Source organism: Arcobacter cryaerophilus gv. crypticus, assembly GCF_002993025.1.
Lineage (GTDB): Bacteria > Campylobacterota > Campylobacteria > Campylobacterales > Arcobacteraceae > Aliarcobacter > Aliarcobacter cryaerophilus_B.
This window is the reverse complement of the sequence record NZ_NXGI01000002.1, coordinates 277,318-302,891: the sequence shown is the minus strand read 5'-3', so window position 1 is coordinate 302,891 and position 25,574 is coordinate 277,318. Positions and strand designations below refer to the sequence as shown.

Sequence of the window (25,574 nt, the reverse complement as noted above, 5' to 3'; positions counted from 1 at the left end):
CTCTTCTGTTTTTATTTGTTACTCTTTTGGTCTTTGAAAACTATCTAAAAAATCTTCAAGATTATATTTTTCTCTATATTTTTCGCTCATTAAATGAATAAAAACATCTCCTAAGTCAATAACAGTCCAGTTATCATCTTCATCAACTCTTAAAAACTCTTCACCACTTGGTTTTAACTCAGTTTTTAAATGATCTAAAAGCGCAAATCCATGTTTTGGATTTAAAGTTGTAGCAATAACAACATAATCCACTAAATAATCTTTTGATGTTAAATCAAAAATCTCAATATCAGAGGCTTTTTTATCATCTAAAATATCTCTAATTTTATTTATTCTACTATTCAAATTTTTCCTTTTTTTAAATTTATTAAATCTTGCCAAATCTCTTTTGGCACAAAGTTTAAATCTAGATCTTCTTTTAGCTTTGTAGAGCTAATATCTATACCTATATCGATAGTTTTAAACTCCTTTGAGACCAAATCATAACCATCTCTTGAAGCAACTACAAACTCCAAATTCTCTTTTAATTCATCTATGTTATGCCATTTATGAAGAGATTTCAGGTTATCTTGTCCTATTATAAAGTAGATTTTACTAGGATTTAACAAACTTTTAATATATCTAATCGTCTCATAAGTGTAGCTTAGTTTTTTTTGATTTATCTCAAAATCACAAATCTCAACTCTTTTTTCATCTTTAAAAACTTTTTGCAATAGCTTAAATCTATCTTTAGGTTCAAACAAAAAATCTTTTTTAAAAGGGTTAAGATATGTGGGAACTATGATTAATTTATCAATATCTAGTTCTTTTAAAGCTGTTTCCACAATCTTTTTATGAGCAATATGAATTGGGTCAAAACTACCACCAAAAATCGCAATTTTCAAAAAAAACTTACCTTTGTTTTATGATTAAATTATATTATAGCAATTTTTAGATAAAATATTTGCCATTTAGAATTTTAATAAAGGGATTAGATGGCTATTAAAGTTGCAATAAACGGATTTGGGAGAATAGGAAGATGTGTAGCTAGAATTATTGCTACAAGAAGTGACATAGAGCTAGTTGCTATAAATGATACAGCAGAAGCTTCAATGCTTGAATATATTACAAAGTACGATACTGTTCATGGAACTTTTGAAGGTGATGTTAAAGTTGAAAATGGTTACCTAAAAATGGGGAAAATTAATGCAAAACTTTATTCAACAAGAGATGCAAAAGAGCTAACTTTTGCAAAAGATTGTGGAGCTGAAATTGTTTTAGAGTGTACAGGTGCATATTTAACAAAAGAGTCATGCCAAGTTCATATAAACAATGGTGCTAAAAAAGTTGTTATGAGTGCTCCTGCAAAAGATGATACAAAAACTTATGTTATAGGTGTAAATGAGTCAACTTATGATGGTGAAAATATAGTTTCAAATGCATCTTGTACTACAAACTGTCTTGGACCAATAGCAAAAATAATTGATGATGCTTTTGGAATAGAAAAAGGTTTAATGACAACTATTCACTCATACACAAATGACCAAAACATCCTAGATGTAAAACATAAATCTGATAAAAGAAGAGCCCGAGCTGGTGCTGCTAATATGATTCCTACAAGCACAGGTGCTGCTAAAGCTATGAAATTAATAATGCCTCAACTTGATGGAAAACTTCATGGTCAAAGTGTAAGAGTCCCAACTCCAAATGTTTCAATGGTAGATGTAAATTTCTTAATTAAAAAAGATACTACAAAAGAAGAAATCAATGCTTTATTTACTCAAAAATCAAAAGAACTTTCTGGAATAGTAGCAGTTGATAATGATATGCTAGTTTCAAGCGATCTTATAGGAAATACAAACTCAACAATTATTGCTTCAGATTTAACACAAGTTATTGGTGGAAATATGATAAAAGTTATGAGCTGGTATGACAATGAGTGGGGATATTCGGCTAGACTTGTAGATTTAGCTATTTATGTATCAAAAAAATAAGGAATAATATGAAACTTCAAGAGATAAAAAACATAGATATTACTGGTAAAAAAGTATTTATAAGATGTGATTTTAATGTTCCTGTTGATGAATACAACAATATAACTGATGATAGAAGAATTAGAAGTGCTCTAAACACAATTAGATATTGTATCGACAACGATTGCTCTGTTATATTAGCTAGTCACTTTGGAAGACCAAAAGGTGGTTTTGAAGAAAAATATTCACTTTCTCCAATAGCAAAAAGATTACATATTTTATTAAAACAAGAGATAAAACTAGCACCAAATGTAGTTTGTACTGAAACTTTAAAAATGGCTAATGAGTTAAAAACTGGTGAAATAATGCTTTTAGAAAATATGAGATTTGAAGATGGTGAGACAAAAAATGATGAAGAACTTAGTAAAAAATTAGCTTCCATGGCAGATGTTTATATAAATGATGCATTTGGAGTTTCTCACAGAGCTCACTCTTCAGTTGAAGGAATTGCAAAATATTTTGATATGAAGCATAAAGCTGCTGGATTTTTACTAGCAAAAGAGATTAAATTTTTCCACCATATTGTTGAAAATCCTAAAAGACCATTTGTTTCAATAGTTGGTGGTTCAAAAGTATCTGGAAAACTTGAAGCTCTTTATAACCTTGTTCCAAAAGTTGACAAAATTGTAATTGGTGGAGGAATGGCATTTACATTCTTAAAAGCACAAGGTCATGAAATTGGAAAATCACTTGTTGAAGAGGATTTAATTCCTGAAGCTTTAAAAATTATGGATTTAGCAAAACAAAAAGGTGTAAAACTTTACTTACCAGTTGATATTGTTGCAGCTGAAGCTTTTGACGCTGAAGCAATTGCTAAAATTGTTCCAGTTCAAGAGATGCCAAAATCTTGGATGGGACTTGATATAGGACCTGCAACTGCCCTTTTATTTAGTGAAGTTTTAAGTGATGCAAATACAATTTTGTGGAATGGACCAATGGGTGTTTACGAGATGGAAAAATTTGCAAAAGGAAGTACAAAAATATCTCATGCAGTAGCTAGTTCATATGCAACAACTGTTGTTGGTGGAGGAGATACAGCTGATTTAGTAAGAATTACTGGTGATGAAGATGATATGACATTTATAAGCACTGGTGGTGGAGCTTCTTTAGAGTTAATCGAAGGGAAAATATTACCTGGAGTTAAAGCATTAGTTATTGAGGATGATAAATAAATGGCAATAATTGCAAGTAATTTTAAGACAAATCATACGAGAAAGAGCACAAGTTTATTTGTTAAAAAATTAAATGAATATTTAAAATCAAATGAAGTTCAAGATGAAGTTTACATCTTCCCTACTTCAACATCTTTGGACTCATTTGAATTAAATTATAAACTTTTTATTGGTGCTCAAAATGCATATCCTACTCAAAATGGATCTTTTACTGGCGAGATTGGTTTAGAGCAACTTGAAGAGTTTGATATAAAAACTATTTTAATAGGTCATAGTGAAAGAAGACATATTTTAGGTGAAACTCAAGAAGAGGTTTCAAAAAAATATGAGTTTTATAAGAATTTAGGATTTAAAATTATTTATTGTATTGGTGAACCTTTAGAAGTAAAAAAAGATGGTTTAGAAAAAACTTTAGAGTATATTTTTGAACAATTTATTGGAATTGATACAAATTATGAAAATTTGATTCTTGCTTATGAACCTGTTTGGGCAATTGGTACAGGTGTTACTGCTACAAATGAAGATATAAAGCAAGTGCATAATGCAATAAAATCAAAAATCGACAAACCTTTACTTTATGGTGGAAGCGTAAAAGTTGAAAATGTAAAAGAGCTTTGCGAAATAGAAAATGTTGATGGAGCTTTAATTGGAACGGCTTCATGGAAAATAGAAGATTTTATAAAAATTTTAGAAAATACAAAGGATATAAGATGATAATGAAGGGTAAAAAAGGTGTTATTTTAGGTGTAGCAAATGATAAATCAATTGCTTATGGAATTGCAAAAGCTTGTCATGCACAAGGTGCACAAATTGCATTTACATATTTAAATGATGCACTTAAAAAAAGAGTTGAACCAATAGCTGCTGAATTTGGAAGCTCTAATCTAGTTTACCCTTGTGATGTATCTAAACCTGAAGAGATAGTTGCTTTAAGAGAGTCTTTAAAAAAAGATTTAGGTGAGATTGATTTTATTGTTCACTCAATTGCTTTTGCTCCAAAAGAAGGACTTAGTGGAAGATTTCACAATATAACAAAAGAAGCATTTGATATAGCAATGGATGTATCTGTATTTTCACTAATAGAAGTTACTCGTGAATTAAAACCACTTTTATCTTCTAACTCTTCAATTTTAACTCTAACTTACTATGGTGGAGCAAAATATATTCCAAACTATAATCTAATGGGTGTAGCAAAAGCTGCTTTAGAAATGACTACAAAATATTTAGCTGAAGATTTAGGTCGTGATGGAACTAGAGTAAATGCTATTAGTGCAGGACCAATTAAAACTTTAGCAGCAGCTGGAATTGGTGATTTTAGATTTATGCTAAAATGGAATGAAGCTCACTCACCTTTAAAGAAAAATGTAACAATTGATGAAGTTGGAAACTCTGGAATGTACTTATTAAGTGATTTAAGTAGTGCAGTAACTGGTGAAATTCACTATGTTGATAGTGGATTCAATATAATGGGTATGCCAGCAGTTGCATTTGATGAAGATAGTGGAAAACCAAAAATTGCTTGGAATGGAACTGATAAGTAAATTTTTAAAAGATAAGAATTTTTTCTTATCTTTTTTTATATCAAAATTTTAAATTTAAACTTTTAAGAGTTTAGATTTAAAATTTTAACAATAGGATTATTATATGAATATAGATTTTAAAGCATTGGCAAACAAATATCAAACACCATATTATGTTTATGATTTTGATCATATTACAGCTCAATACACACAATTAAAAGAGTCTTTTAGAGCAAGAAAATCTTTGATTGCATATGCAGTTAAAGCAAATTCAAATTTAAGTGTAATAAAACATTTAGCAAATCTAGGAGCAGGAGCTGATTGTGTTAGTATTGGAGAGGTAAAACGTGCTTTAAAAGTAGGAATTCCTCCATACAAAATAATATTTTCAGGTGTTGGAAAAAGTGATGATGAAATTAAAGAAGCTTTAACACTTGATATTTTAATGATAAATGTAGAGAGTGCTGAAGAGCTAAATAGAGTTGAAACTATTGCAAAAGAGTTAAATAAAGTTGCAAGAATCTCTATAAGAGTAAATCCAAATATTGATCCAAAAACTCATCCATATATCTCAACAGGACTTCATGAAAATAAATTTGGTGTAGATATTGATACAGCAAAAAGAATGTATATTCAGTGTAAAAATAGTGAATCTTTAGAACCAACTGGAATGCATTGTCATATTGGATCTCAACTTACTCAACTTCAACCAATTAAAGATGCAATCAAAATAGTTGCTGATTTAATTAGAAATTTAAAAGCTATTAAAATAGACCTATCTTTTATGGATGTGGGTGGAGGATTAGGAATTGTGTATAAAGATGAAGTATTAATTGATACTTATGAATATACACAATCAATTTTAGATGTTCTGTTTGGACTTGATTTGACAGTTATTTGCGAACCAGGAAGATTTATAGTTGGAAATTCTGGAGTTTTTGTAACAAAAGTTTTATATGAAAAAGTAAATGGAAACAAAAGATTTGTTATAGTTGATGGAGCTATGAATGATTTAATAAGACCTGCTTTATACAATGCTTATCATAAAATTGAAGTTTTAAATGACAATAAAGAGTTTAGTGATTGTAATCTTGTAGGTCCTGTTTGTGAAAGTGGTGATTTTTTTGCAAAAAATATAGAACTGCCAAAAACAGCGCATAATGATTTAGTTGCAATTTATAGTGCTGGAGCTTATGGTTTTACAATGGCAAGTAACTACAATACAAGAGGAAGAGTAGCAGAAATTGCTGTTGAAAATGGAATTGATAGACTAATTAGAAAAAGAGAAACTTTTGAAGATTTAATTGCTTTAGAAGAAGAGTTTATAAAATAAGGATTTTGTATGGCAAGTTGTGAAGATGGCTTACTTGAACTAAGAAATAAGCTTGATAGTATTGATAATAAACTTCTTGAGCTTTTAGATGAAAGAATGCAATTAGTTCATAAAGTTGGAGCTTTAAAAGCAAAAAGTGGCGGAGCTATTTATAGACCAGATAGAGAAAAATCTATTATTGATAGACTTGAAAAAATCAATCAAGAAAAAAATGGTCTTTTAAATAGAAGTGCTATAGAAGCTCTTTTTTTAGAAATATTTGCAATATCAAGAAATATAGAATTACCTGAAAATATTGGATATTTAGGTCCTCAAGGAAGCTTCACCCATCAAGCAGCTGAAAGTAGATTCGGAGCTATGAGTTCTTATGTTTCAATTAGTTCTATTAAAGGTATTTTCAAAGAGTTACAGTCTAAAAAAATAAAATTTGGAGTTGTTCCAATAGAAAACTCTTCAAATGGAATTGTAAATGACACAATAAATGGATTTACAAATTTTAACTCAAAAATAGTTGCTGAAGTTGTATTAAATATTCATCACACACTTGCTACAACTTGCGATAAAATAAGCGATATAAAAAAAATATATTCAAAAGATATAGCGTTTGATCAGTGTAGAAAGTTTTTGACAAATTTTGGACTTGATGAAGTTGAGCTTATTCCTGTAGAATCAACTACAAAAGCCGCAAAACTAGCAGCAATTGAAGAAAATAGTGCAGCAATATGTTCTCATGTTGCTGCAAAATTGTATAATCTTCCAATATTATTTGAAAATATAGAAGATAAAGACAACAATAAAACAAGATTTTTCATATTAAGTGATTTTGAAAATAGTCCAAGTGGAAATGATAAAACTTCGATTTTAGTAAATCTTCCTGATGAACAAGGTGGATTGGTAAGATTTTTAAATGATTTCAATAATGAGGGAATAAATTTAACAAAAATAAAATCACATATTGTTGAAGGAGACTCTATATTTTTTATAGATTTTGATGGACACAAAGATGATGAAAATGTTAAAAAAGTTTTTGAAAAACATAAATCTAGTATTAAAATTTTAGGCTCTTATGTAAAAGAGATAAAAGATATTTAAAAGGAAAATAAAAATGAAATTCAATAAAGTATTAAAAAATTTATCAACTTATGAAGCTGGAAAACCAATAGAATTAGTTGTAAGAGAGTATGGAATAGACCCAAAAGAGGTTGTAAAATTAGCTTCAAATGAAAACCCATATGGTACTAATCCAAAAGTTGTAACTAAAATAAAAAATTTAGTAAAAAATATGCACTTATACCCTGATGACTCTATGTTTGAATTAAAAGAAGCTTTAGCAAATAAGTTCAATCTTAATAGCAAAAATGTAATTATAGGTTCTGGAAGTGATCAAGTTTTAGAGTTTGCAATTCATGCAAAATGCAAAAAAAAATCAAAAGTTTTGATGGCAAAAACAACTTTTGCTATGTATGAAATTTATGCAAAACAAGTTGGAGCTGAAATTATTAAAACAGAATCATCTCAACACAACTTAAAAGAGTTTAGTAATCTTTATAAAAAACATGGAGCTGATATTATTTTCTTATGTATTCCAAACAATCCTCTTGGAGAGTGTTTGGATAAAAAAGATATTTATGAATTTTTAGAAACTATTAATAAAAATACATTAGTTGTAGTTGATGGGGCTTATCAAGAGTATGCAAGCTTTAAAGATGAGAAAAAAAGAATTTGTCCAAAAGAGTTAATAGAAACTTTTCCAAATGCAATATATTTAGGAACTTTTTCAAAAGCTTACGCTCTTGGAGGAATGAGAGTTGGTTATGGTTTTGCACATGAAGATATTATTTCGACTTTTTATAAAATAAGAGCTCCTTTTAATATAACAACTTTAAGTTTAGCAGCTGCTATTGAAGCTTTGAAAGATGAGAAGTTTGTGCAAGATTGTATAGAAAAAAACTTTATTGAAATGAAAAGATATGAAGAATATTGTCAAGATAACGGTTTTGAATATATTCCTTCATATACAAATTTTATTACAATTTTATTGAAAAATTTTATATCAAAAAATGTAGCTCAAAAACTTTTAGAAAAAGGTATGATTGTTCGAGATTTAACTGGTTATGGATTAAATGCAATTAGAATAACTATTGGAACAAATGAACAAAATACAAAACTATTTAAGCTTTTGGATGAAGTTTTAGAAGAGTTAAAATAGAGTTTAGTGATGCAAATAAAAGGAAAATCATTAAAAGAGTTAGATGAGTTATCTTCTAAAATAAGAGAGCGAATTATTGATGTTGTTTCAAGAAAAGGTGGACATTTTTCTTCAACTTTAGGGGCGGTTGAATTAACTATTGCGATGCATTATGTTTTTGATGTAGAAAATGACCCATTTATTTTTGATGTTTCTCATCAATGTTACCCTCATAAACTTCTTACTTCAAGATGGGAAGAGTTTGAAACGATTAGACAATTTGGTGGTTTAAGTGGTTTTACAAAACCAAATGAAAATAAAGCTGATTATTTCGTAGCTGGTCATAGCTCAACTTCAATTTCACTTGCTGTTGGAGCTGCTAAAGCTATAAAATTAAAAGGCGAAAATAGAGTTCCAGTTGTTATGATTGGAGATGGTTCTATGAGTGCTGGAATGGTTTATGAAGCACTAAATGAGCTAGGAGATTTAAAACTTCAAGTTGTAATAATTCTAAATGACAATGAAATGAGTATAGCAAAACCAATAGGTGCGATATCAAAATATCTATCAAAACTTTTAGCTGGAAAGTTTTATCAAAGTTTTAAAACAAGTGTTGATAAATTTATACGTAACAATATGCCAGAAGGAACAACATATCTAGCAAAAAGAGTTGAAAACTCTTTTAAATTAATAACTCCTGGAATTTTATTTGAAGAGATGGGAATTGATTATATTGGTCCTATAGATGGGCATGATATTGAAGAAATTATTGAGGTTTTAGAAATTGCAAAATCTATGAATAAACCAGTAATTGTACATGCAAGAACAGTAAAAGGAAAAGGATATAAAATTGCTGAAGGACAACATGAACATTGGCATGGAGTTGGACCTTTTAATGTTGAAGATGGTGAATTTATAAAAAAAGGTGCAGAAAAAAGTGCTACAGCAGTTTTTTCAGATGCACTACTTAATCTAGCAAAAAAATATGAAAATATTGTTGGTGTAACTGCTGCAATGCCTAGTGGAACTGGAATGGATAAATTAATAAAAGAGTTTCCAAACAGATTTTGGGATGTAGCAATTGCTGAACAACATGCAATTACTTCAATGGCTGCTATGGCAAAAGAAGGTTTTAAACCATTTGTAACAATTTACTCTACATTTTTGCAAAGAGGTTTTGATCAAATTATTCATGATGTTTGTATTATGAATCTTCCTGTTGTATTTGCTATGGATAGAGCTGGAATTGTAGGAAATGATGGTGAAACTCATCAAGGAGCTTTTGATATTAGTTTTTTAAGATTTATTCCAAATATGGTTTTATTTGCTCCAAGAGATAATGAAACATTGGAATATTCTTTGGATTTCGCATACTCTTTAAATAGTCCATGTGCTATTAGATATCCAAGAGGTGCATTTGCTAAACTTGATTTTAAAGCTTCAAAATTTGAATTTGGAAAATCAGAATTACTTAAAAGTGGTACTTCAAATAAACTTTTTATTGGATATGGAAGTGGTGTATCAAAAGCTATTGAAGTTGAAAAATTACATAAAGAAGATATTGCTATTTTAGATTTAAGATTTGTAAAACCAATTGACATTGATACTTTAATAAATTTATCAAAAGAATATAACTCTTGGTACATTTTTAGTGACTCATGTAAACAAGGTGGAGTTTTAAGTGCTATACTAGAAGCATTAAGTGAAAAAAACATTACTAATATATCTTTAAAATCTTTTGAATATGAAGACAATTTTATAGAACATGGTGATACAAAAAAAGTTGAAGAATCGCTACAACTTCTACCAAACCAAATCGTAAATTTAATTTAAAACAAGACAAAATATATCTTGTATTATAAGTTAAATTTATAATAATATTTCAAAAAAACTATAAATTTAACTTTTATTTAATAAAATTTATCCTATGATTTATTAAATCATTTAGGAGGATTTAATTATGAAACTACAAATTTCTTTAGCACTACTTTTGGGTGCAAGTACACTTTTTGCAAGTGAGTCTTTGATTACAAAATCAAAAAATGCAGGTTTGGAAGCTATTCCTTCAAACAAACAAGTTTTAATGAAACTAATTAATGATCCAAAAGATCCAATTACAGATTCAAAAGTTGAGCTTGGTAAAAAACTATATTTTGATCCAAGACTTTCAAGAAGTAATCTTATTTCATGTAACACATGTCACAACTTAGCTCTTGGTGGAGCAGATGCAGTTCCAGCAGCTATTGGTCACGGTTGGACGGCAAATCCGCACCATTTAAACTCTCCAACAGTTTATAACTCAGTGTTTTTTAAAGCACAATTTTGGGATGGAAGAAGTCCTCATTTAGCTGATCAAGCTGCTGGTCCTATTCAAGCAGGTCCAGAAATGGCTGCACCTCCAGCACTTGTTGTTGAAAGAATCAACTCAATTCCAGCTTATGTTGAAGAGTTTAAAAAAGCATATGGTAAAGATGTAAAAGTTGATTTTGATAAAATCACAGGCGCAATTGCTACATTCGAAAGAACTTTAGTTACTCCATCAAGATTTGATAAATTCTTAAATGGTGATACAAAAGCTTTAACAAAAGATGAGCAAGAAGGTTTAACTACATTTTTAAACAAAGGTTGTACAGCTTGTCATACAGGAATTGCTCTTGGTGGAACAATGCAACCATTTCAAGTTGCTAACAAATATAAATTTATAACTGTTGGTGATTTTAAAGGTGATGAAAATGGTATGGTTAAAACTCCAACTCTTAGAAATATTACTGAAACTGCTCCATATTTCCACAATGGACAAATTTGGTCACTAGCAGATGCAGTAAAAGAGATGGGTTCTGTACAGTTGGGAATTGATATATCAGATAATGATGCAGCTAAAATTGTAACATTTTTAAAAGCCCTAAAAGGTACTAAACCAGCTATTACTTATCCACAACTTCCAGAATCAACAGATTCTACACCAAAACCTTCATTTGATTAATAAAATTAGGGCTTAAGCCCTAATTTTAATCTTTTGCTTAACTATAAACAAATACCTTTAAGAGTAAAATTCAACTTTTAAAAGGATGCTATTTGAAAAGTAATTTGCTAATTATTATTTATGGTCTTATTGTTACAATGTCTGTTATGTATGCAACACAACCACTTCAACCACTTCTTGCATCAAAATTTAATATCTCTATTATAGAAGCTTCACAATTTACAGCGGTTATTCTATTTTTCCTAGCAATCGCTCCAATAATTTATGGATATATTTTAGAAAAAGTAAATGCAAAGAAAATGCTAATAAATGCTTCAATAGTTTTACTTATTACAAATATTTTATTAGGATTATCTCAAAATTATGAACTATTTTTATTTTTTAGAGTTTGTGAAGCCTTAGTAATTCCAGCTATTTTGACATCTTTGATGAGTATTTTGGCAAACATAGATAATGAAAATATAAAATTTAATATGTCTATTTATGTTGCAGGAACTGTTTTTGGTGGGCTTATTGGAAGAGTTTTTTCAGGGTTTATAGCTACAACATTTTCATATGAATATGTATTTTATTCTCTATCTGTTGCAATATTTATATCTATTTTACTAATAAGAAGATTGGATTTTAATGGAGATGCAAATATTATAAAACCTAAAATTTCAGATCTTATAAATATTTTAAAAGATAAAAGATTTTTAGTAATCTATTTTGTAATGTTTTTTGTATTTTTTGTATTTTCTGGAGTTTTAAATGTTTTACCATTTCGTGCAAAAGAGCTATCAAACAATGTTTCAGAATTTCAAATTGCTCTTTTGTATTTGGGATATGGTATGGGAATTTTAGTATCTCTTACATCAAAAAAGATTGTATCATTTTTTAAAGGTGAAATAAATACAATATTTATTGCTATTATTTTTTATATTTTTTCAATTATTTTTTTACTAAATGAGGATATTTTATATCTGTTTTTATTTTTATTTTTAGTTTGTATAGGAATGTTTACAACTCATACTGTTAGTACTCAACTTGCAAATTCAATGAAAAATTCACAAAAATCACTAACTTCTGGAATGTATCTTACTTTTTACTATTTGGGAGGAGCAAGTGGTTCTATTATTCCTTCATATATTTACAAAGCATTTGGATGGAATATTATGCTAACTTTTTTTGTATTTTTAATTATTATTGTAGCTTTAGTTGTTTTTTTTAATAGAAAATTATTTAAAACTATTTGAATTCAAAAATGGAATTAATTTTTCTATACTAAGCCCCATAGCTGTACTTTCGAAACCTTTTACACTTTTTATATATGGTTTACAAAAACCTTCAACCATAATTGCACCTGCTTTTCCAAAACACTCTTTGCTATTTAGATAATCTTCCATATCTTTTTTATTAAATTCCATAAAATCATAAGTTGTAATAGATATATCTATTAACTCTACATTTTTACTTTTAAAAATAAAGCAAGAAATTACACTTGTTTTACTCCCACTTTGAAGCTCTAGCATAGATTTTGCATCATCATAATCTTTTGGTTTTCTAAGAAGTTTTTCTTGAGATGTTACAACACTATCAGCAACAAGTAAAGGCATATCTTCTACTCCAAATTTCGAATAAAGCTCATCAAATTTACCTTTTGTAGCCAAAAAACAAAACTCTTTTGGGTTTGTAGTAAGTATGCTATCTTCATCAAAATTCCCACCATTTTGTATAAATTCTATATTAAAAGCTTCTAAAATTTTAGCTCTTGTAGGAGAGTTTGAACCTAATCGTATCAAAGAAAGTCCTTTTTTATTTGGATTATACTAAGTTTTTATATAATACGATTTTAATAAAAAGGTTTTAAATGCTTTATTTGTCAAGACTTGGTGGAGTTTTTATATTTTTGAGTTTTGTATTCTCAATTTACTCATATTTTTTTGACAATAAGTTAAAAATGATTTCAGTTATTCTTATTTGGATTGCTTTTTTTATACTATTTTTTACAATAAAATCAAAAAAACTTATATTAACTCTACTATTTTTTACACTTATCTCATTTTTATATAGCTATTTTAATAATTTTTATATAGATATAAAAAAAGCATTTAGTGTAAACTTATATCTATTAACTCTTTTAATCAGTGTTGGATTTTTAAAACTAATAACAGCTCCTAAAAAAGATAAAGAGGAGTTACCTAGAGGAAAAATATCTTTTATTAAGACTTATTTGGGAGTTCATCTATTTGGTTCAATTATAAATCTATCTGCATTACTTTTAGTAGCTGATAAAATGTATAAAAAAGCAAAACTCTCACCTTTACAAATTATTGTTTTAACTAGATCTTTTGCAAGTGATGCTTACTGGTCACCTTTTTTTGTGGCTTTTGCAGCAGCTTTAACCTATGCTCCAAATCTAAATGCCTTTTCAATAATATCTTTTGGAACAGTTATAGCTTTTATAGCATTTTTTATTACATATCTTGAAGTAATAAAAAGTAAATTTGATTTAGATAGTTTTTATGGTTATCCTTTATCTTTACAAACATTATATTTACCTCTTGTATTAGCTTTTTTTGTTCTAATTACTCACTATTTGTATGAAGATTTTAAAATAATCCTTTTAATATCTTCTTTTGCTTTTTTACTTACAATATTTATTTTACCTATAAAAAAAGGTTTAATAAATAGTCTTAAGATTCTAAAATTTCATATTATAGATGAATTACCAAAAATGAAGAGTGAAATATCTCTTTTTTTAGTTGCAGGATTATTTGGAATAATGGCAAGTAGTGTACTTTTAGGACTTAATTTCACTCTGCCATTTGAAGTTTTTGATTATAAAATTGCAGCAGTTACTCTTTTAATATTCATTTTCTTAGCTTTTGTTGGAATTCATCCAATTATTTCTATATCAATTTTAGGAGATTTTTTTGTCAGTGCAAATCATACACTACTTGCTATGACATTTTTAATGGCTTGGGCAACAACAGTATCAACTTCTCCAATATCTGGATTAAATCTTACAATGAGTGCTAGATATAACTGTAATCCAAAGGAGATATTCAAGTTAAATATCTTTTATGCCTTAAAAATGTATGTTGTTTGTGTGATTTTACTTTTTTGTATGTCTAAAATTTTAGAGATTTAAAATCTATAAAATTATTTTAAAACTCTTGTAGCTTTCCAATATCTATTTCTAAAATAGTCATCATCAATTTTAGAGATTGTAACTCCAATTTTTGTAGAAGCATGCATAAACTGACCATTGTCAATATAAATACCTACATGCTTTGTTTTTCCTGTATGAAAAAATACTAAATCACCCATTTGTAATTCACTTTTTTTAATAGTTGTTCCAACAAGTGATTGAGATCTACTATCTCTAGGAAGTTTTAAATCAAACTTTTCTAAAATAGCTTTTTGCACAAATCCAGAGCAATCTATCCCTTTTTTTGTGTATCCACCCATTCTATATTTTGTCCCTTTCCACTCATTATAAAAACTAAATAACTCTTTATTTATAGTCATATCTCTTTTTGACATATATTTTGAATATGTAATATCATCTATAAAATTATGATTTTTTAAGTGTTTTTGTTCTTGATTTGACTTAGCATCGTATGAATATTTATTATCTGGAGTAGAGAGGTTATTTTGACTTGTAGAGGTTGTTGCACAACCAGAGAAAATGAAACTAAATAAAACAATTGTAAGTAAACTAGTCCTTATTCTCATACTTTTCCCTTTTTGTCAAAATAAAATGTTTTTCATTGTACAAAAAAACAAATCCAGTTGTCAAGCATTATCTCTTATTTTTTTAATATTTAAGCTTTTTTAAAGTTTCTATCCATAATTTGTATGCATCTGCATTTAAATGTAAATCATCTTTTGTAAAATTCTTTAAAAGAGTTTTTTGCGGTGCAAAAATTGGATTTAGATTTATAAAAACAATTTTATTGCTTTTTGCAAACTCTTCTAAATTTTGATTTAGTTTTTCAATTTTTGGATTAAAATTTTGTTTTCTACTCTCTCCTATATATAATGTAGATTGAATAACAACATCTATATTTTTATCTTTAAAGAATTTTATAATTTTCTTATAGTTTTCAAAAACTATATCTTCACTAGTGCCTCTCATAATATCATTTACGCCAATCATTATAAAAACTCTTTTTATGTTTGGATTTACTGTATAAAGTCTATCTAAGATTCCACTTGTTGTATCTCCACTAATACCTCTATTTTGAACTACTTTTCCCCAAAGTTCACTCCATTCACCCTCATCAGTAATAGAATCACCCAACATCATAATTTCAATATTGTTTCTATCTTTTAACATCTCAAACTGACTAACTTTATGTTTATAATAAGGATCATTTTGAATTTTCCACTCTTCATTTTTTCCTACTTCATTTTTTGCACTACATGCAACAAAAAACATCCCTATAAATAATGTAATTAATAATTTAATTTTCAATATATCTCCTAAATTTTTATAAAGTATAGCAAAGATTCGATTATAAAATATTCTTTAATATATTCTTATAATCTAAATGTAATAAATTTATATTATAATTCCTTAATTTTTTATTAGGAGGTTTTATGTCAAGTAAAAATATAAAATTACTTGTACCTGTATTATTGGGGCTAATTATTTACTTTATTCCTGCACCTGAAGGCTTAAGCACTGAAGCTTGGAGATTTTTTGGTATATTCTTAGCTGTAATTATTGGTTTAATTTTAGAGCCAATTCCAGCAGCTCTTATAGGTTTTGCTGGTATCTCTCTTATTGCTGTTTTAGGTTTAATGGGAAATTCAGGCGAGAGTATTAAATGGGCTCTATCTGGTTTTTCAAACACTACAATATGGCTAATATTTGCAGCATTTATGTTTGCAGCTGGTTATAAAAAAACTGGTCTAGGAAAAAGAATATCTTTGTTAATGGTTAAATATATGGGGAAAAGCACATTAGGCTTAGGTTATGCGGTTGCATTTTCTGATTTAGTTTTAGCTCCATTTATGCCATCAAATACAGCAAGAAGCGGTGGGACAATTTACCCTGTTGCTATTAATATTCCACAAATTTTCAACTCTTTACCAGATCATGAGCCACGTAAAATTGGTGCATATATCTCTTGGGTTGCAATAGCATCAACATGCGTAACAAGTTCTATGTTTTTAACTGCTCTTGCTCCAAATGTTTTAGCAGTTGGAATGGTTGCTCAACATGATGCTCATATTATTGTTCCTTGGATAGAGTGGGCGAAAATTATGCTTCCTCTTATGATTCCTCTATTTATTTTAACTCCATGGCTTACTTATGTAATATATCCACCTACACAAAAAAAATCTCCTGAAGCACCAGTTTGGGCTGCAGAGGAATTAAAAAAATTAGGTGGTGTGACTTTCAAAGAGTATTTAATGTTGGGACTTGCAATTCTTGCACTTGTACTTTGGATTTTTGGAAAAGAGATAGGAATAAATGCTACAACAACTGCTATTTGTATTGTTTCTGTAATTATTTTATCAGGTATTTTGACATGGGATGATTTACTTTCAGATAAAGCTGCTTTTAATGTATTTATATGGTTTGCTACTTTAGTTGCTTTAGCAGATGGTTTAAGAAAAATTGGTTTAATCAAATATCTTGAAACAAATATATCAAGTGTATTTGGAGATATTAATTTAACTGTAGCAATAATCTCTTTGATTGTAGTATTTTATATTGCTCATTACTTCTTTGCTAGTACAACAGCACATGTAAGTGCTTTACTTCCAGTATTTATTACTATTGCTGTATCTATTTTACCAGCAGAACAAATTCTTCCATTTACTATTCTTCTTTTAGGAAGTTTAGGTGTTATGGGAATTATTACTCCTTACGGTTGTGGTCCTTCTCCTATTTGGTATGGAGCTGGATATATTTCACAAGCAAAATGGTGGTCTTTAGGAGCTTTATTCGGATTTATATATTTAATTCCAATTATTATTGGTGTATTTATATTTATATAATATATTATGAGGATGGGCTAATATCCCATCTTCAATTTAAAAAAGTTTGTAAAATCAAAGCTATTGCCATTAAAAATAAAAAAGCTTTTATAAATTTAAAGTAACTATCTGAAGCTATCTTTTTTCTTAAATTAAAACCTATCATCAAACAGATTCCAACAATTAAAAGATTATATAAAGATGTTTGTAATATCTCTTGAGTAAATGAACCATGGTAGATAAAAATGGCTATTTGAATAATTTTTCCAAACATAAAACAGAGATTGGTAGATTGGATTATCTCTTTTTTACTATGTCTTGCCTCTAAAGAATAGATAATTAAAACCAATGCCATAACATTTGTTAATCCACCAATAACACCAGCACTTAAACCAAAAACAAAAGTTGCTAAATTTGGTTTACTTCTTACCCAAGGCATTTCAAAAGATATTTTTTGGCTAAAAAGATAAAAAAGAATCGAAATTGATAAAAGTAATTTAAATATTTCAGAATTACTATAAATCAAAATTTGTGTTCCTACTGCACTTCCAATCATCGCCATAATCGCTAAAGGATAAAATCTCTTTATGGTTTTTAAAAAATTTCCTTCAATAATTAATACACTTAAATTTAATACTAAAGTAGGAATAGCAACATATATAACAGCTGTTTTCATATCTGTAACCATTGCAAGAAGAGGAGTTGCTATCATAGGAAAGCCAAAACCAATAGTAGATTGAACTAATGCCGATAAAAAAATAACAATAGAAGCAAAAATTAAAAATTCTGTAGTAAATTCCATAATAAATCCTAAAAAAAGGATTTATTATATATTAAAGATATTTAATTCTTAAAGTTTTTATCTAAGATTTCTAAAAACTCTTTTGGATTTTTATAACCAACTATTTTTGCACTTTTTACCTCTTGTTTATTTTCATCCCAAAAAATTAATGCAGGAGGACCTACAATTCCAAATTTTTTTTGAATTGCTTTATCATCTTCACTATTTTGAGTAACATCTACTTTTAAAAGTGTAAAATTTTGAAGTCTTTTGATAACCTCATCATTTTTAAAAGTAATCTCATCTAACTCTTTACATGAGACACACCAAGTTGCCCAAAAATCAAGTATTACAGGTTTTGAAGATTTTAAAATAGCATCTTCAAGTTGTGCAATATTTTGAATTTTTATAAATTTTAATTCATCTTGTTGTGCAAGTGAAACTTTACTTGTAAATTTATCAAGTGGTTTTAGTGGATTTGTTGCTCCACTTACAGCACCAACAATCATAATAACACCAAAAATAAATATTATTGTTGATATAAGTTGTGAAATAATATGTGTATAAACTCTTAAATAAATAGCACTTCCTAAAAGTAGAAATGACCATAAATACATAGATATTGTTGGATTTATAACTCTATCAAGTAACCAAATAGCAACACCTAGCATAACTAATCCAAAGATTTTTGTAACACTTTGCATCCAGCCACCTGGTTTTGGCATAAACTTACCAGCTCCAGCTCCAATTAAAAGTAGTGGAACTCCCATTCCCAAACTCATTACAAAAAGTGCCATTCCTCCTAAAACTGCATCTCCAGTTTGACCTATATAAACTAAAGCACCAGCAAGTGGAGGAGCAACACAAGGACCAACAATTAATGCAGACAAAAACCCCATAATTGCAACTCCTAAAACTCCTTGTCTCTCTTTACCCTCAGTTGTTTTACTTATTCTTGTTTGAATTGAGCTTGGAAGTCTTATTTCAAAATATCCAAACATAGAAAAAGCAAGAGCTATAAAAATAAAAGCAAAAGAGATTAAAACATAAGGATTTTGTAAAGATGCTTGTAAGTTTGCTCCAAAAATTCCAGCAATAACTCCTGCTATTGTATATGCAAAACTCATAGCAAGTACATAAACAAGAGATAAAAAGAAGCCTTTTTTAGCACTCATACTCTCATTTTGTGAAGCTTTTACAATAATAGAAGATAAAATTGGAATCATAGGAAAAACGCAAGGTGTAAATGCCAATAAAAGACCAAATCCAAAAAATGTTGCAAGAACAATTAAAGTGCTAGAATCTTTTAAAGATGCTGCTATATTATCTGTTTCACTTAAAGCTTCTGTGTCTTGTGTTAAAGAAGATGTTAATTCATCTTTTTGTTTTATATCTTCTGTAACTTGAGTGATAACTTCTTCGTTTACATCTGCTTCAAAAAATACAACTTGTTTTTCACTCATTGGAGCATAACAAAGCCCTGCTTTTGAACAACCTTGAAACTTAAACTCAATTTCATACTTATTTGAATCTAGTTTTGATTTTAATAAGTTATATGGAATTTCAATATTTAAATCATCAAAATGAACAATAAAACCATCATAAGCAACTGGTTTTGCTAGTTCTAACTCTTTTAAAAGTTCGACTTTTTTAGGTTTTGTAATATTTACTTGAAGTTTATCATCATATAAATAGATATCTTTACCTAGCTCTACTTTTATATTTAAACTATTTTCATTTTTTATAAAAACTACTTTAAATGCCTCTTCAGGTTCCAATACTTTATTGCCAAATTCTACTGAAAAACTATAAGTAAATAGCATTAAAAATAGTAATAATTTTTTCATTTCTCTCTCCTATTTAAAATCTATTTTTGAACTATCTAAAAGCTCTTGAGATGTTTTTATTCCCACATACTCTTTTATTGGTTTCCCATCTTTAAAATAGATTAGAGTTGGTAATCTTTTTACACCATATTTTTTTGCCAAAACTAATTCATCTTCAATATTTACCTTAAAAACTTCAACATTATCAGGTTTTATAATCTCAAAATCCTCTAAATTATTTGCCAAAATCTTACAAGGTGGACACCAAGAAGCATAAAAATCAATAATTGCATTTTTACCTTTTATTTTTTCATCAAAATTATCAATATTTAACTCTTCATAAGAAAATAAGAAATTAGTAAATATTAAAAAAACTATAACTTTTCGCATATCTATCCTTTAAAAAATTAAATTATATATTACATTAGTAAATGAATAGTTTAAAATAAAATATTATATTTACTTATAATATTTTATTTATTATGCACCTATGCTATCTTTTTTAATCTTTCTTTTTGTTGGATTTGTTGGACAATCTGGTTTTATATTTTTCTCTATATAATCCATTATTTTTAGTGCAACATTTATTCCAGTTGATTTTTCAATTCCTTCTAATCCTGGACTTGAGTTTACTTCCATAACCAAAGGTCCTCTTTTTGAAGTTATCATATCAACTCCGCAAACTCCAAGCCCCATAGATTTAGCAGCTGCTAGAGCTATACTTTTCTCTTTTCTATTTAATTTATAAACGCTAGAGCTTCCACCTTGATGAAGGTTTGACCTAAAATCTCCTTCTGCTCCTTGTCGCTTCATAGCAGCAACTACTTCGCCATTTACAACAAAAACTCTTATATCGCTTCCGCTAGCTTCTTCAATATACTCTTGAACAAGTAAATTTACATCCATCCCATAAAAGGCATCTAAAACCGATTTTGCGGCTTTTTTACTATCAACCAAAACAACTCCAACACCTTGAGTTCCTTCTAAAATTTTTAAAACCAAAGGTGTTCCACCACTTAGTGCTATTACATCTTTTGCATTTGATTTATTTGAAGCAAAAACAGTTCTTGGTAAATCTACACCATGTTTTGACAAAACTTGAAGACTTCTTAGCTTATCTCTACTTCTTGTAAGTGCTAAATTCCCAGTTGTCGAAAATACATCTTGCATCTCAAAGTGTCTTACTATTGCTGCACCAAAAAATGTTCTACTTGCACCAATTCTTGGAATTATTGCATCAGGAACTTTTAATACTTCACCCTCATAATTTACAACAAGCTCATTTTTCATAATCTCTATTGTACATTTTAAATAATCAATAACTCTTACTTCCCAGCCTTTATTTGAAGCCTCTTCAAACAATCTTTGCGTTGAATATAAATTTTTATTTCTTGATAATATATAAACTAACATTTTATTTCCTACTTTATTAAATTCTTTTTTGAAACATCAACCAAAAATCTATCTTTTAAAAACTTTCTTCCTATTAACATAGGGTATTTCATATCAGCACGATTTGTCAATGAAACTACAGTTTGATAAACTTTTCCTGCAAATTTTACTTGAACTTTTATAGAAGCTCGTAATTGAACAAGACCATTTGAGCTTTTTACACTCTTTGTTTTATAAAGTGGTATTTTTAATTTTTTTCCGTGGTATGAAGGATGAATTTTATCTAACAATTTAAAATGTACAAAGTTATCTTCGTCTACAAATATATCATCACAATGAAGAGAATTTGAGTAAGCTCCCGTATCAATTTTTGCGTCTAAATCAAAAAGTTCTAAATCCAAAATCGATATAGTTTCTACTCTTCCAATAATTTTTAGTTGTAACATAAATCCCCCTAAATATAGAAGGAATTATATCACAATATATTTTTTTAGCTCTATTTTTTAAGATTTTTTGCTTTATTTAAAGCTTCTATTAATCCATCAATATTTTCATAAGGAATATGTGCTTTCCATTGAACATCTTCTCCGTTTAGTGCAATTGCGATACTTACAATATCAGCTGTATTTGCACCATAAGGCTCAGTTACATTTGAAATAACAATTTTTCCTTTTTTTGTACCTGATAAATCAAGCTCTTCTATTTTTGTAATAATACTCATTTTTTCTCCTTTTATATTTTGATAAAATTTATCCAAAAAATACTTTTTGGAAGATTAATTTATAAAAATTCCTCATCTGGTTTTCCAAAATAGTAACCTTGAAATTCATCTACATCAAGTTCAAGTAAAAGATTAAATATTTCTTCACTATGTACATATTCAGCAATAGTTTTAATTTTTAAAGTTTTACTAAAAGCAATTATTGATTTTACAATCTCATAAGAGTTATTATCTTTATCTATATTTTTTATTAGGCTTCCATCGATTTTTAAATAATCAGGCTTAAGTCTTATTATTCTAATAAAATTTGAATATCCACTTCCAAAATCATCTATTGCTATTTTACAACCTAGTTTTTTATATTTCAAAACAAACTCTTCTAAAAAATCATAATCACTCAAATTTTCACTCTCTAAGATTTCAAATACGAGCCTATTTCTATCTTCAAACTTTAATTTTTCCAAAACATTATCTAAATAATCTATAAATTCATAATTCAAAATATCTCTAAAACTCAAATTTATAGTTATATTTTTTTTAGTTTTCAAAAGATTATCTAAACTTTTTGAGATAATAATTCTTGACAGTTCTAAATACTGTTTTGTCTTAAATGAAATTCCTAAAAACTTATCGGGAGTAACAATAACAAGTTCATTATTACAATCAAAATCTTTTATTCTCATCAAAGATTCATATTTTATTATCTCTTGGTTTCTATTTACTATTGGCTGATAAAAAGGTGTTATTTTATCTTCCTCAACTGCTTTTTTTATCTTTTCTCTCCAGTAAAGAGATTGTATAATAAGCTCTTTGGAATCAAGTTCATTATTATAAACAAAGCAAGTTTGATTTAATGATTTTGCTTTTTTTAAAGCCATTGCTGCAGTTAATATAGGCTCTTCTTGAAAAATTGAAACTCCAATTGTCATAGACACAACAATATCAACTTTCAGTTTATCAACAAAAATTTTTCGATTCAAAAATGCTTTGTTTAACTCTTCAATTAAGATAAAAATTTCTTCAAATGGTATATTGTTTATATTTGTAAGAGCAAAAATATCACCACTTAATCTATATGCAACCATATTGTGAGTTTTTTCAAAGCCTTTTAAAATATTTGATAACTCTTTTAAAACTTCTTCAGCATTTATAAATCCATAAAGTTCATTTAAATCTTCAAAAGAATCTACATCAAGCAAAATAGCAACAACTGAATCTTTACCTTTTATACTATCTTCAATAGATTTTCTATTTTTAAGACCTGTAAGTTCATCTTTGTAAAGTCTCTCTTCTACCTCTTTTTTTGCAGTATGAATAACTTGTTTACAAATATTTTTTTCATTTTTTAATTGTCTTATATATAAAATTATAAAGACAATTGCTAAAAATGTAGTTGCTATTAAAAGAGTATTTAACAAATCAATATTTTGCAATTTTTTGACCAAATTTTACATTTTGGTTTAATAAATCCTCTAAAATTACAAAATCTTTTTCCCAAATCATTACAACTGTAGATCCCATTTTAAAATAACCCAAGCAGTCAGCTTTTGAAATTTCAATATTCTCATATGTATAAACTTTTATCTCTTTTGCATCTTTATTTGTTTCGACTCTTGGCTCAAATTCAAACACCATTTGCCCAACATTTAAAGCTCCGACAAAAATCATATAAAAGATTTTTCCATCTTTTTCACACTCTAAAACAACTCTTTCATTTTGAACAAAAAGCTCAATCTCTTTGTTCAGATATTTTAAGTTTACAGGATATAGTTTTCCAGGTACATGTATTAGTTTTTTTAGCTTAAAATCAACTGGTGAATGATATCTATGGTAATCTTTTGGCGATAAATAAAAATTCATAAATTCACCATTTTCTACTTTTGAAAAATTATCTCTACAATAATAAGTAAGAAGCTCTTCAACGCTATATTCCATACCTTTTATTTGTAAAGCTGTATCATTTTTTAGCTTACCACACTCAGTAATTAAACTATCAGTTGGAGAAATAAAAATATCTTTTGAAATATCTATATCTCTTTTTATTATCAAATCTCTTGTAAAAAGTTCATTTAAAGATTTGTAATGTTTTGAATTTTTAAACTCTTTCAAGTCTAGTTTCATAAATTTTGTGTAAGCACCATTTATAAGTTCTTGGATTGGTTTTGGAAACTCTTTTTTCGCAAATTTACCAAAGTATTGTGATAGAAGATTTGTAATATGCATATATTCCCCCGTAGTTATTAATCCTTTATTCTAACTTTTTTTTACTATTTTATTGCTTTAATAAATTTTTTGATAAGCTTTCGAGTTTAAAAATTAAAGGTAAAAAAATGTATAAAATATTAATTCAAGATAAATGTAAATGTTTTTTAAATAGTAATTTAAATGGTAGCTTTGAGTTTTCCTCAAAAGATGATGCTCTTTTTAAAGCAATTGAGATAAAAAACATTATGAATAAAACTTTTTGTAAAAAACATAATTTTCAAATACAAGAGATGTTTAATAATTTGGTAATAAAGTTTTATAAAGATGAACCTATTAGCTCTTGCTGTGGAAATGGTTGTTGTATGTAATATTTTGGGAACTAAAATTTATTAAATAAATTTTAATAAATTTTTAGTTCATTATAAACGCTATCTCTCTCAACTGGAATAAATCCAGAGTTTTTTATTAAATCAACAAACTCATTTTGAGCAACACCATTTTTACTTTTTGCCCCAGCTGCGCTTTGAATTGACTCTTTTTCAATAGTTCCATCAACATCATTTGCACCAAACTCTTGAGCTATAAGAGCTAATTTTACAGTTGAAGTAGCCCAATATGCTTTAATATTTGGAATATTATCAAGTAAAATTCTTGAAACTGCGTAAGTTTTTAAAATTTCATTTGCAGTTACTGGCTCTTTTACTTTTAAATAGTTATTTTCTGTTTGAAAAACTAAAGGAATAAAAGCATTAAATCCGCCTGTAATATCTTGCAGTTCTCTTAATCTTAAAATATGGTCAACTCTATGTTCTCTTGATTCTATATGTCCAAAAAGCATTGTAGCGTTACTTTTTTTACCTTTATTGTGCCAAAGTTTATGAATTTCTAACCATTGTTCTGAGCTTACTTTTCCTCCACAAATTCTTTTTCTAATCTTTTCATCGAAAATTTCAGCTCCACCACCTGGCATTGAATCAACTCCACTTTTAATCATAGTATCAATAAGTTCTTCATAACTTAAATTATACTGTGTACTTAAAAAATGAATTTCAGCAGCTGTAAGAGCTTTTATATGTATATTTGGGAAATCTTTTTTTATTTTTTTAAATATATCCATATACCACTCTAAACCAGTGTGTGGATTGTGAGCAGAAACTATATGAACCTCTTTTATGCCATTTTTAGATGAGTTTTTTACAGTTTCTAAAATATCTTCATGACTTAAAGTATATTGGTCTGGATTTTTTCTACTTGCACTATATGCACAAAATTGGCATACATCTTTACAAATATTTGTTGGATTTATATGTCTATTTATATTAAAATATGTCTTTTTTTGATGTTTTTGCTCTCTTATTTTATTTGCATAATGTCCTAAAGTAATAACATCTAAGTCAAAAAGTTTAACTCCATCTTCATAGTTTAACCTAGTACCATTTTCCAATTTCTCAATCAAAGTCATAAT

Annotated in this window: 27 protein-coding genes; 13 read left to right on the top strand and 14 right to left on the bottom strand. The window is 27.8% G+C overall.

Annotated elements, in window-relative coordinates:
* Nucleotides 1-18: 18 nt before the first annotated feature.
* Nucleotides 19-345 (bottom strand): ribosome silencing factor, encoded by a 327-nt coding sequence (gene rsfS, locus CJ670_RS01965; protein WP_066157980.1) that lies wholly within the window; start codon nucleotides 343-345, stop codon nucleotides 19-21.
* Nucleotides 342-884 (bottom strand): nicotinate (nicotinamide) nucleotide adenylyltransferase, encoded by a 543-nt coding sequence (nadD, locus tag CJ670_RS01960; RefSeq protein ID WP_105938662.1) that lies wholly within the window; start codon nucleotides 882-884, stop codon nucleotides 342-344. Before nadD ends, rsfS begins: the two co-directional genes overlap by 4 nt.
* A gap of 90 nt (nucleotides 885-974) precedes the next feature.
* Between nadD and gap the strand changes: the two genes are divergently transcribed.
* The 10 genes from gap (at nucleotide 975) to CJ670_RS01910 (ending at nucleotide 12,443) form a co-directional block, all read left to right on the top strand.
* Nucleotides 975-1,973 carry a type I glyceraldehyde-3-phosphate dehydrogenase gene (gap, locus tag CJ670_RS01955; protein ID WP_105938661.1) on the top strand — a complete coding sequence of 333 codons (999 nt, stop codon included), beginning with the start codon at nucleotides 975-977 and terminating at the stop codon, nucleotides 1,971-1,973.
* 8 nt (nucleotides 1,974-1,981) lie between these two features.
* Entirely contained in the window at nucleotides 1,982-3,184 is a 1,203-nt protein-coding gene (locus tag CJ670_RS01950; protein ID WP_105938660.1) for a phosphoglycerate kinase, read from the top strand.
* On the top strand, nucleotides 3,185-3,898 hold the full coding sequence (locus CJ670_RS01945; protein ID WP_105938659.1) for a triose-phosphate isomerase: 714 nt from the start codon (nucleotides 3,185-3,187) through the stop codon (nucleotides 3,896-3,898). It begins immediately after the preceding gene.
* Nucleotides 3,895-4,725 (top strand): enoyl-ACP reductase FabI, encoded by an 831-nt coding sequence (gene fabI / locus CJ670_RS01940; RefSeq protein ID WP_105938759.1) that lies wholly within the window; start codon nucleotides 3,895-3,897, stop codon nucleotides 4,723-4,725. The genes CJ670_RS01945 and fabI overlap by 4 nt, the downstream gene beginning before the upstream one ends.
* A 103-nt stretch (nucleotides 4,726-4,828) precedes the next feature.
* The gene (lysA, locus tag CJ670_RS01935; RefSeq protein WP_105912246.1) at nucleotides 4,829-6,037 is read left to right on the top strand and encodes a diaminopimelate decarboxylase; all 1,209 of its coding nucleotides are present in this window, start codon (nucleotides 4,829-4,831) and stop codon (nucleotides 6,035-6,037) included.
* A 9-nt stretch (nucleotides 6,038-6,046) separates the two neighbouring features.
* Nucleotides 6,047-7,129, top strand: a complete 1,083-nt coding sequence (gene pheA / locus CJ670_RS01930; RefSeq protein ID WP_105938658.1) for a chorismate mutase — start codon at nucleotides 6,047-6,049, stop codon at nucleotides 7,127-7,129.
* Nucleotides 7,130-7,142: 13 nt separating this feature from the next.
* The gene (gene hisC, locus CJ670_RS01925) at nucleotides 7,143-8,246 is read left to right on the top strand and encodes a histidinol-phosphate transaminase (RefSeq protein ID WP_105912248.1); all 1,104 of its coding nucleotides are present in this window, start codon (nucleotides 7,143-7,145) and stop codon (nucleotides 8,244-8,246) included.
* A 9-nt stretch (nucleotides 8,247-8,255) separates the two neighbouring features.
* Nucleotides 8,256-10,058 carry a 1-deoxy-D-xylulose-5-phosphate synthase gene (gene dxs, locus CJ670_RS01920; RefSeq protein ID WP_105938657.1) on the top strand — a complete coding sequence of 601 codons (1,803 nt, stop codon included), beginning with the start codon at nucleotides 8,256-8,258 and terminating at the stop codon, nucleotides 10,056-10,058.
* Between the two features lie 127 nt (nucleotides 10,059-10,185).
* Nucleotides 10,186-11,208, top strand: coding sequence for a cytochrome-c peroxidase (locus tag CJ670_RS01915; RefSeq protein ID WP_105938656.1), 1,023 nt, complete (start codon nucleotides 10,186-10,188; stop codon nucleotides 11,206-11,208).
* A gap of 92 nt (nucleotides 11,209-11,300) precedes the next feature.
* Complete coding sequence (locus CJ670_RS01910) at nucleotides 11,301-12,443, top strand: MFS transporter (RefSeq protein ID WP_228154183.1); 1,143 nt, start codon at nucleotides 11,301-11,303, stop codon at nucleotides 12,441-12,443.
* On the opposite strand, the gene maf is transcribed toward CJ670_RS01910, so the two are convergent.
* Complete coding sequence (gene maf / locus CJ670_RS01905; protein WP_105938655.1) at nucleotides 12,426-12,989, bottom strand: septum formation inhibitor Maf; 564 nt, start codon at nucleotides 12,987-12,989, stop codon at nucleotides 12,426-12,428. The genes CJ670_RS01910 and maf overlap by 18 nt on opposite strands.
* Nucleotides 12,990-13,057: 68 nt before the next feature.
* Between maf and CJ670_RS01900 the strand changes: the two genes are divergently transcribed.
* A complete protein-coding gene (locus CJ670_RS01900) occupies nucleotides 13,058-14,341 on the top strand; it encodes a tellurium resistance protein TerC (RefSeq protein WP_105938654.1) in 1,284 nt (427 codons plus the stop codon).
* Nucleotides 14,342-14,352: 11 nt separating this feature from the next.
* Here CJ670_RS01900 and CJ670_RS01895 read toward each other — a convergent pair whose 3' ends face one another.
* Both CJ670_RS01895 and CJ670_RS01890 read right to left on the bottom strand, forming a co-directional pair.
* On the bottom strand, nucleotides 14,353-14,928 hold the full coding sequence (locus tag CJ670_RS01895; protein WP_105938653.1) for an NlpC/P60 family protein: 576 nt from the start codon (nucleotides 14,926-14,928) through the stop codon (nucleotides 14,353-14,355).
* An 82-nt stretch (nucleotides 14,929-15,010) separates the two neighbouring features.
* Nucleotides 15,011-15,670, bottom strand: coding sequence for a GDSL-type esterase/lipase family protein (locus CJ670_RS01890; protein ID WP_105938652.1), 660 nt, complete (start codon nucleotides 15,668-15,670; stop codon nucleotides 15,011-15,013).
* A gap of 125 nt (nucleotides 15,671-15,795) precedes the next feature.
* On the opposite strand from CJ670_RS01890, the gene CJ670_RS01885 reads away from it, so the two are divergent.
* The gene (locus tag CJ670_RS01885; RefSeq protein WP_105938651.1) at nucleotides 15,796-17,205 is read left to right on the top strand and encodes an anion permease; all 1,410 of its coding nucleotides are present in this window, start codon (nucleotides 15,796-15,798) and stop codon (nucleotides 17,203-17,205) included.
* Nucleotides 17,206-17,236: 31 nt separating this feature from the next.
* Here CJ670_RS01885 and CJ670_RS01880 read toward each other — a convergent pair whose 3' ends face one another.
* The 8 genes from CJ670_RS01880 to CJ670_RS01845 all read right to left on the bottom strand — a co-directional run bounded on the left by CJ670_RS01880 (nucleotide 17,237) and on the right by CJ670_RS01845 (nucleotide 24,127).
* Nucleotides 17,237-17,986, bottom strand: coding sequence for a sulfite exporter TauE/SafE family protein (locus CJ670_RS01880; RefSeq protein ID WP_105938650.1), 750 nt, complete (start codon nucleotides 17,984-17,986; stop codon nucleotides 17,237-17,239).
* 41 nt (nucleotides 17,987-18,027) lie between these two features.
* Nucleotides 18,028-19,812 (bottom strand): protein-disulfide reductase DsbD, encoded by a 1,785-nt coding sequence (dsbD, locus tag CJ670_RS01875; protein ID WP_105938649.1) that lies wholly within the window; start codon nucleotides 19,810-19,812, stop codon nucleotides 18,028-18,030.
* Nucleotides 19,813-19,821: 9 nt separating this feature from the next.
* Nucleotides 19,822-20,181: a thioredoxin family protein gene (locus CJ670_RS01870; protein ID WP_105938648.1), complete on the bottom strand. Its 360-nt coding sequence runs from the start codon at nucleotides 20,179-20,181 to the stop codon at nucleotides 19,822-19,824.
* A 90-nt stretch (nucleotides 20,182-20,271) separates the two neighbouring features.
* Complete coding sequence (gene rimK, locus CJ670_RS01865; RefSeq protein WP_105938647.1) at nucleotides 20,272-21,204, bottom strand: 30S ribosomal protein S6--L-glutamate ligase; 933 nt, start codon at nucleotides 21,202-21,204, stop codon at nucleotides 20,272-20,274.
* A gap of 8 nt (nucleotides 21,205-21,212) precedes the next feature.
* Nucleotides 21,213-21,629, bottom strand: a complete 417-nt coding sequence (locus CJ670_RS01860; protein ID WP_105912577.1) for an ATP-dependent zinc protease family protein — start codon at nucleotides 21,627-21,629, stop codon at nucleotides 21,213-21,215.
* A 50-nt stretch (nucleotides 21,630-21,679) separates the two neighbouring features.
* On the bottom strand, nucleotides 21,680-21,904 hold the full coding sequence (locus CJ670_RS01855; protein WP_105912576.1) for a hypothetical protein: 225 nt from the start codon (nucleotides 21,902-21,904) through the stop codon (nucleotides 21,680-21,682).
* Between the two features lie 59 nt (nucleotides 21,905-21,963).
* Entirely contained in the window at nucleotides 21,964-23,337 is a 1,374-nt protein-coding gene (locus CJ670_RS01850) for an EAL domain-containing protein (RefSeq protein WP_207763598.1), read from the bottom strand.
* Nucleotides 23,324-24,127, bottom strand: a complete 804-nt coding sequence (locus CJ670_RS01845; RefSeq protein ID WP_105938645.1) for a phosphatidylserine decarboxylase — start codon at nucleotides 24,125-24,127, stop codon at nucleotides 23,324-23,326. The genes CJ670_RS01850 and CJ670_RS01845 overlap by 14 nt, the downstream gene beginning before the upstream one ends.
* A 107-nt stretch (nucleotides 24,128-24,234) precedes the next feature.
* On the opposite strand from CJ670_RS01845, the gene CJ670_RS01840 reads away from it, so the two are divergent.
* Nucleotides 24,235-24,477, top strand: coding sequence for a hypothetical protein (locus CJ670_RS01840; RefSeq protein WP_105911769.1), 243 nt, complete (start codon nucleotides 24,235-24,237; stop codon nucleotides 24,475-24,477).
* A gap of 32 nt (nucleotides 24,478-24,509) precedes the next feature.
* Here CJ670_RS01840 and mqnE read toward each other — a convergent pair whose 3' ends face one another.
* Nucleotides 24,510-25,571: an aminofutalosine synthase MqnE gene (gene mqnE / locus CJ670_RS01835; RefSeq protein WP_105938644.1), complete on the bottom strand. Its 1,062-nt coding sequence runs from the start codon at nucleotides 25,569-25,571 to the stop codon at nucleotides 24,510-24,512.
* Nucleotides 25,572-25,574 lie beyond the last annotated feature (3 nt).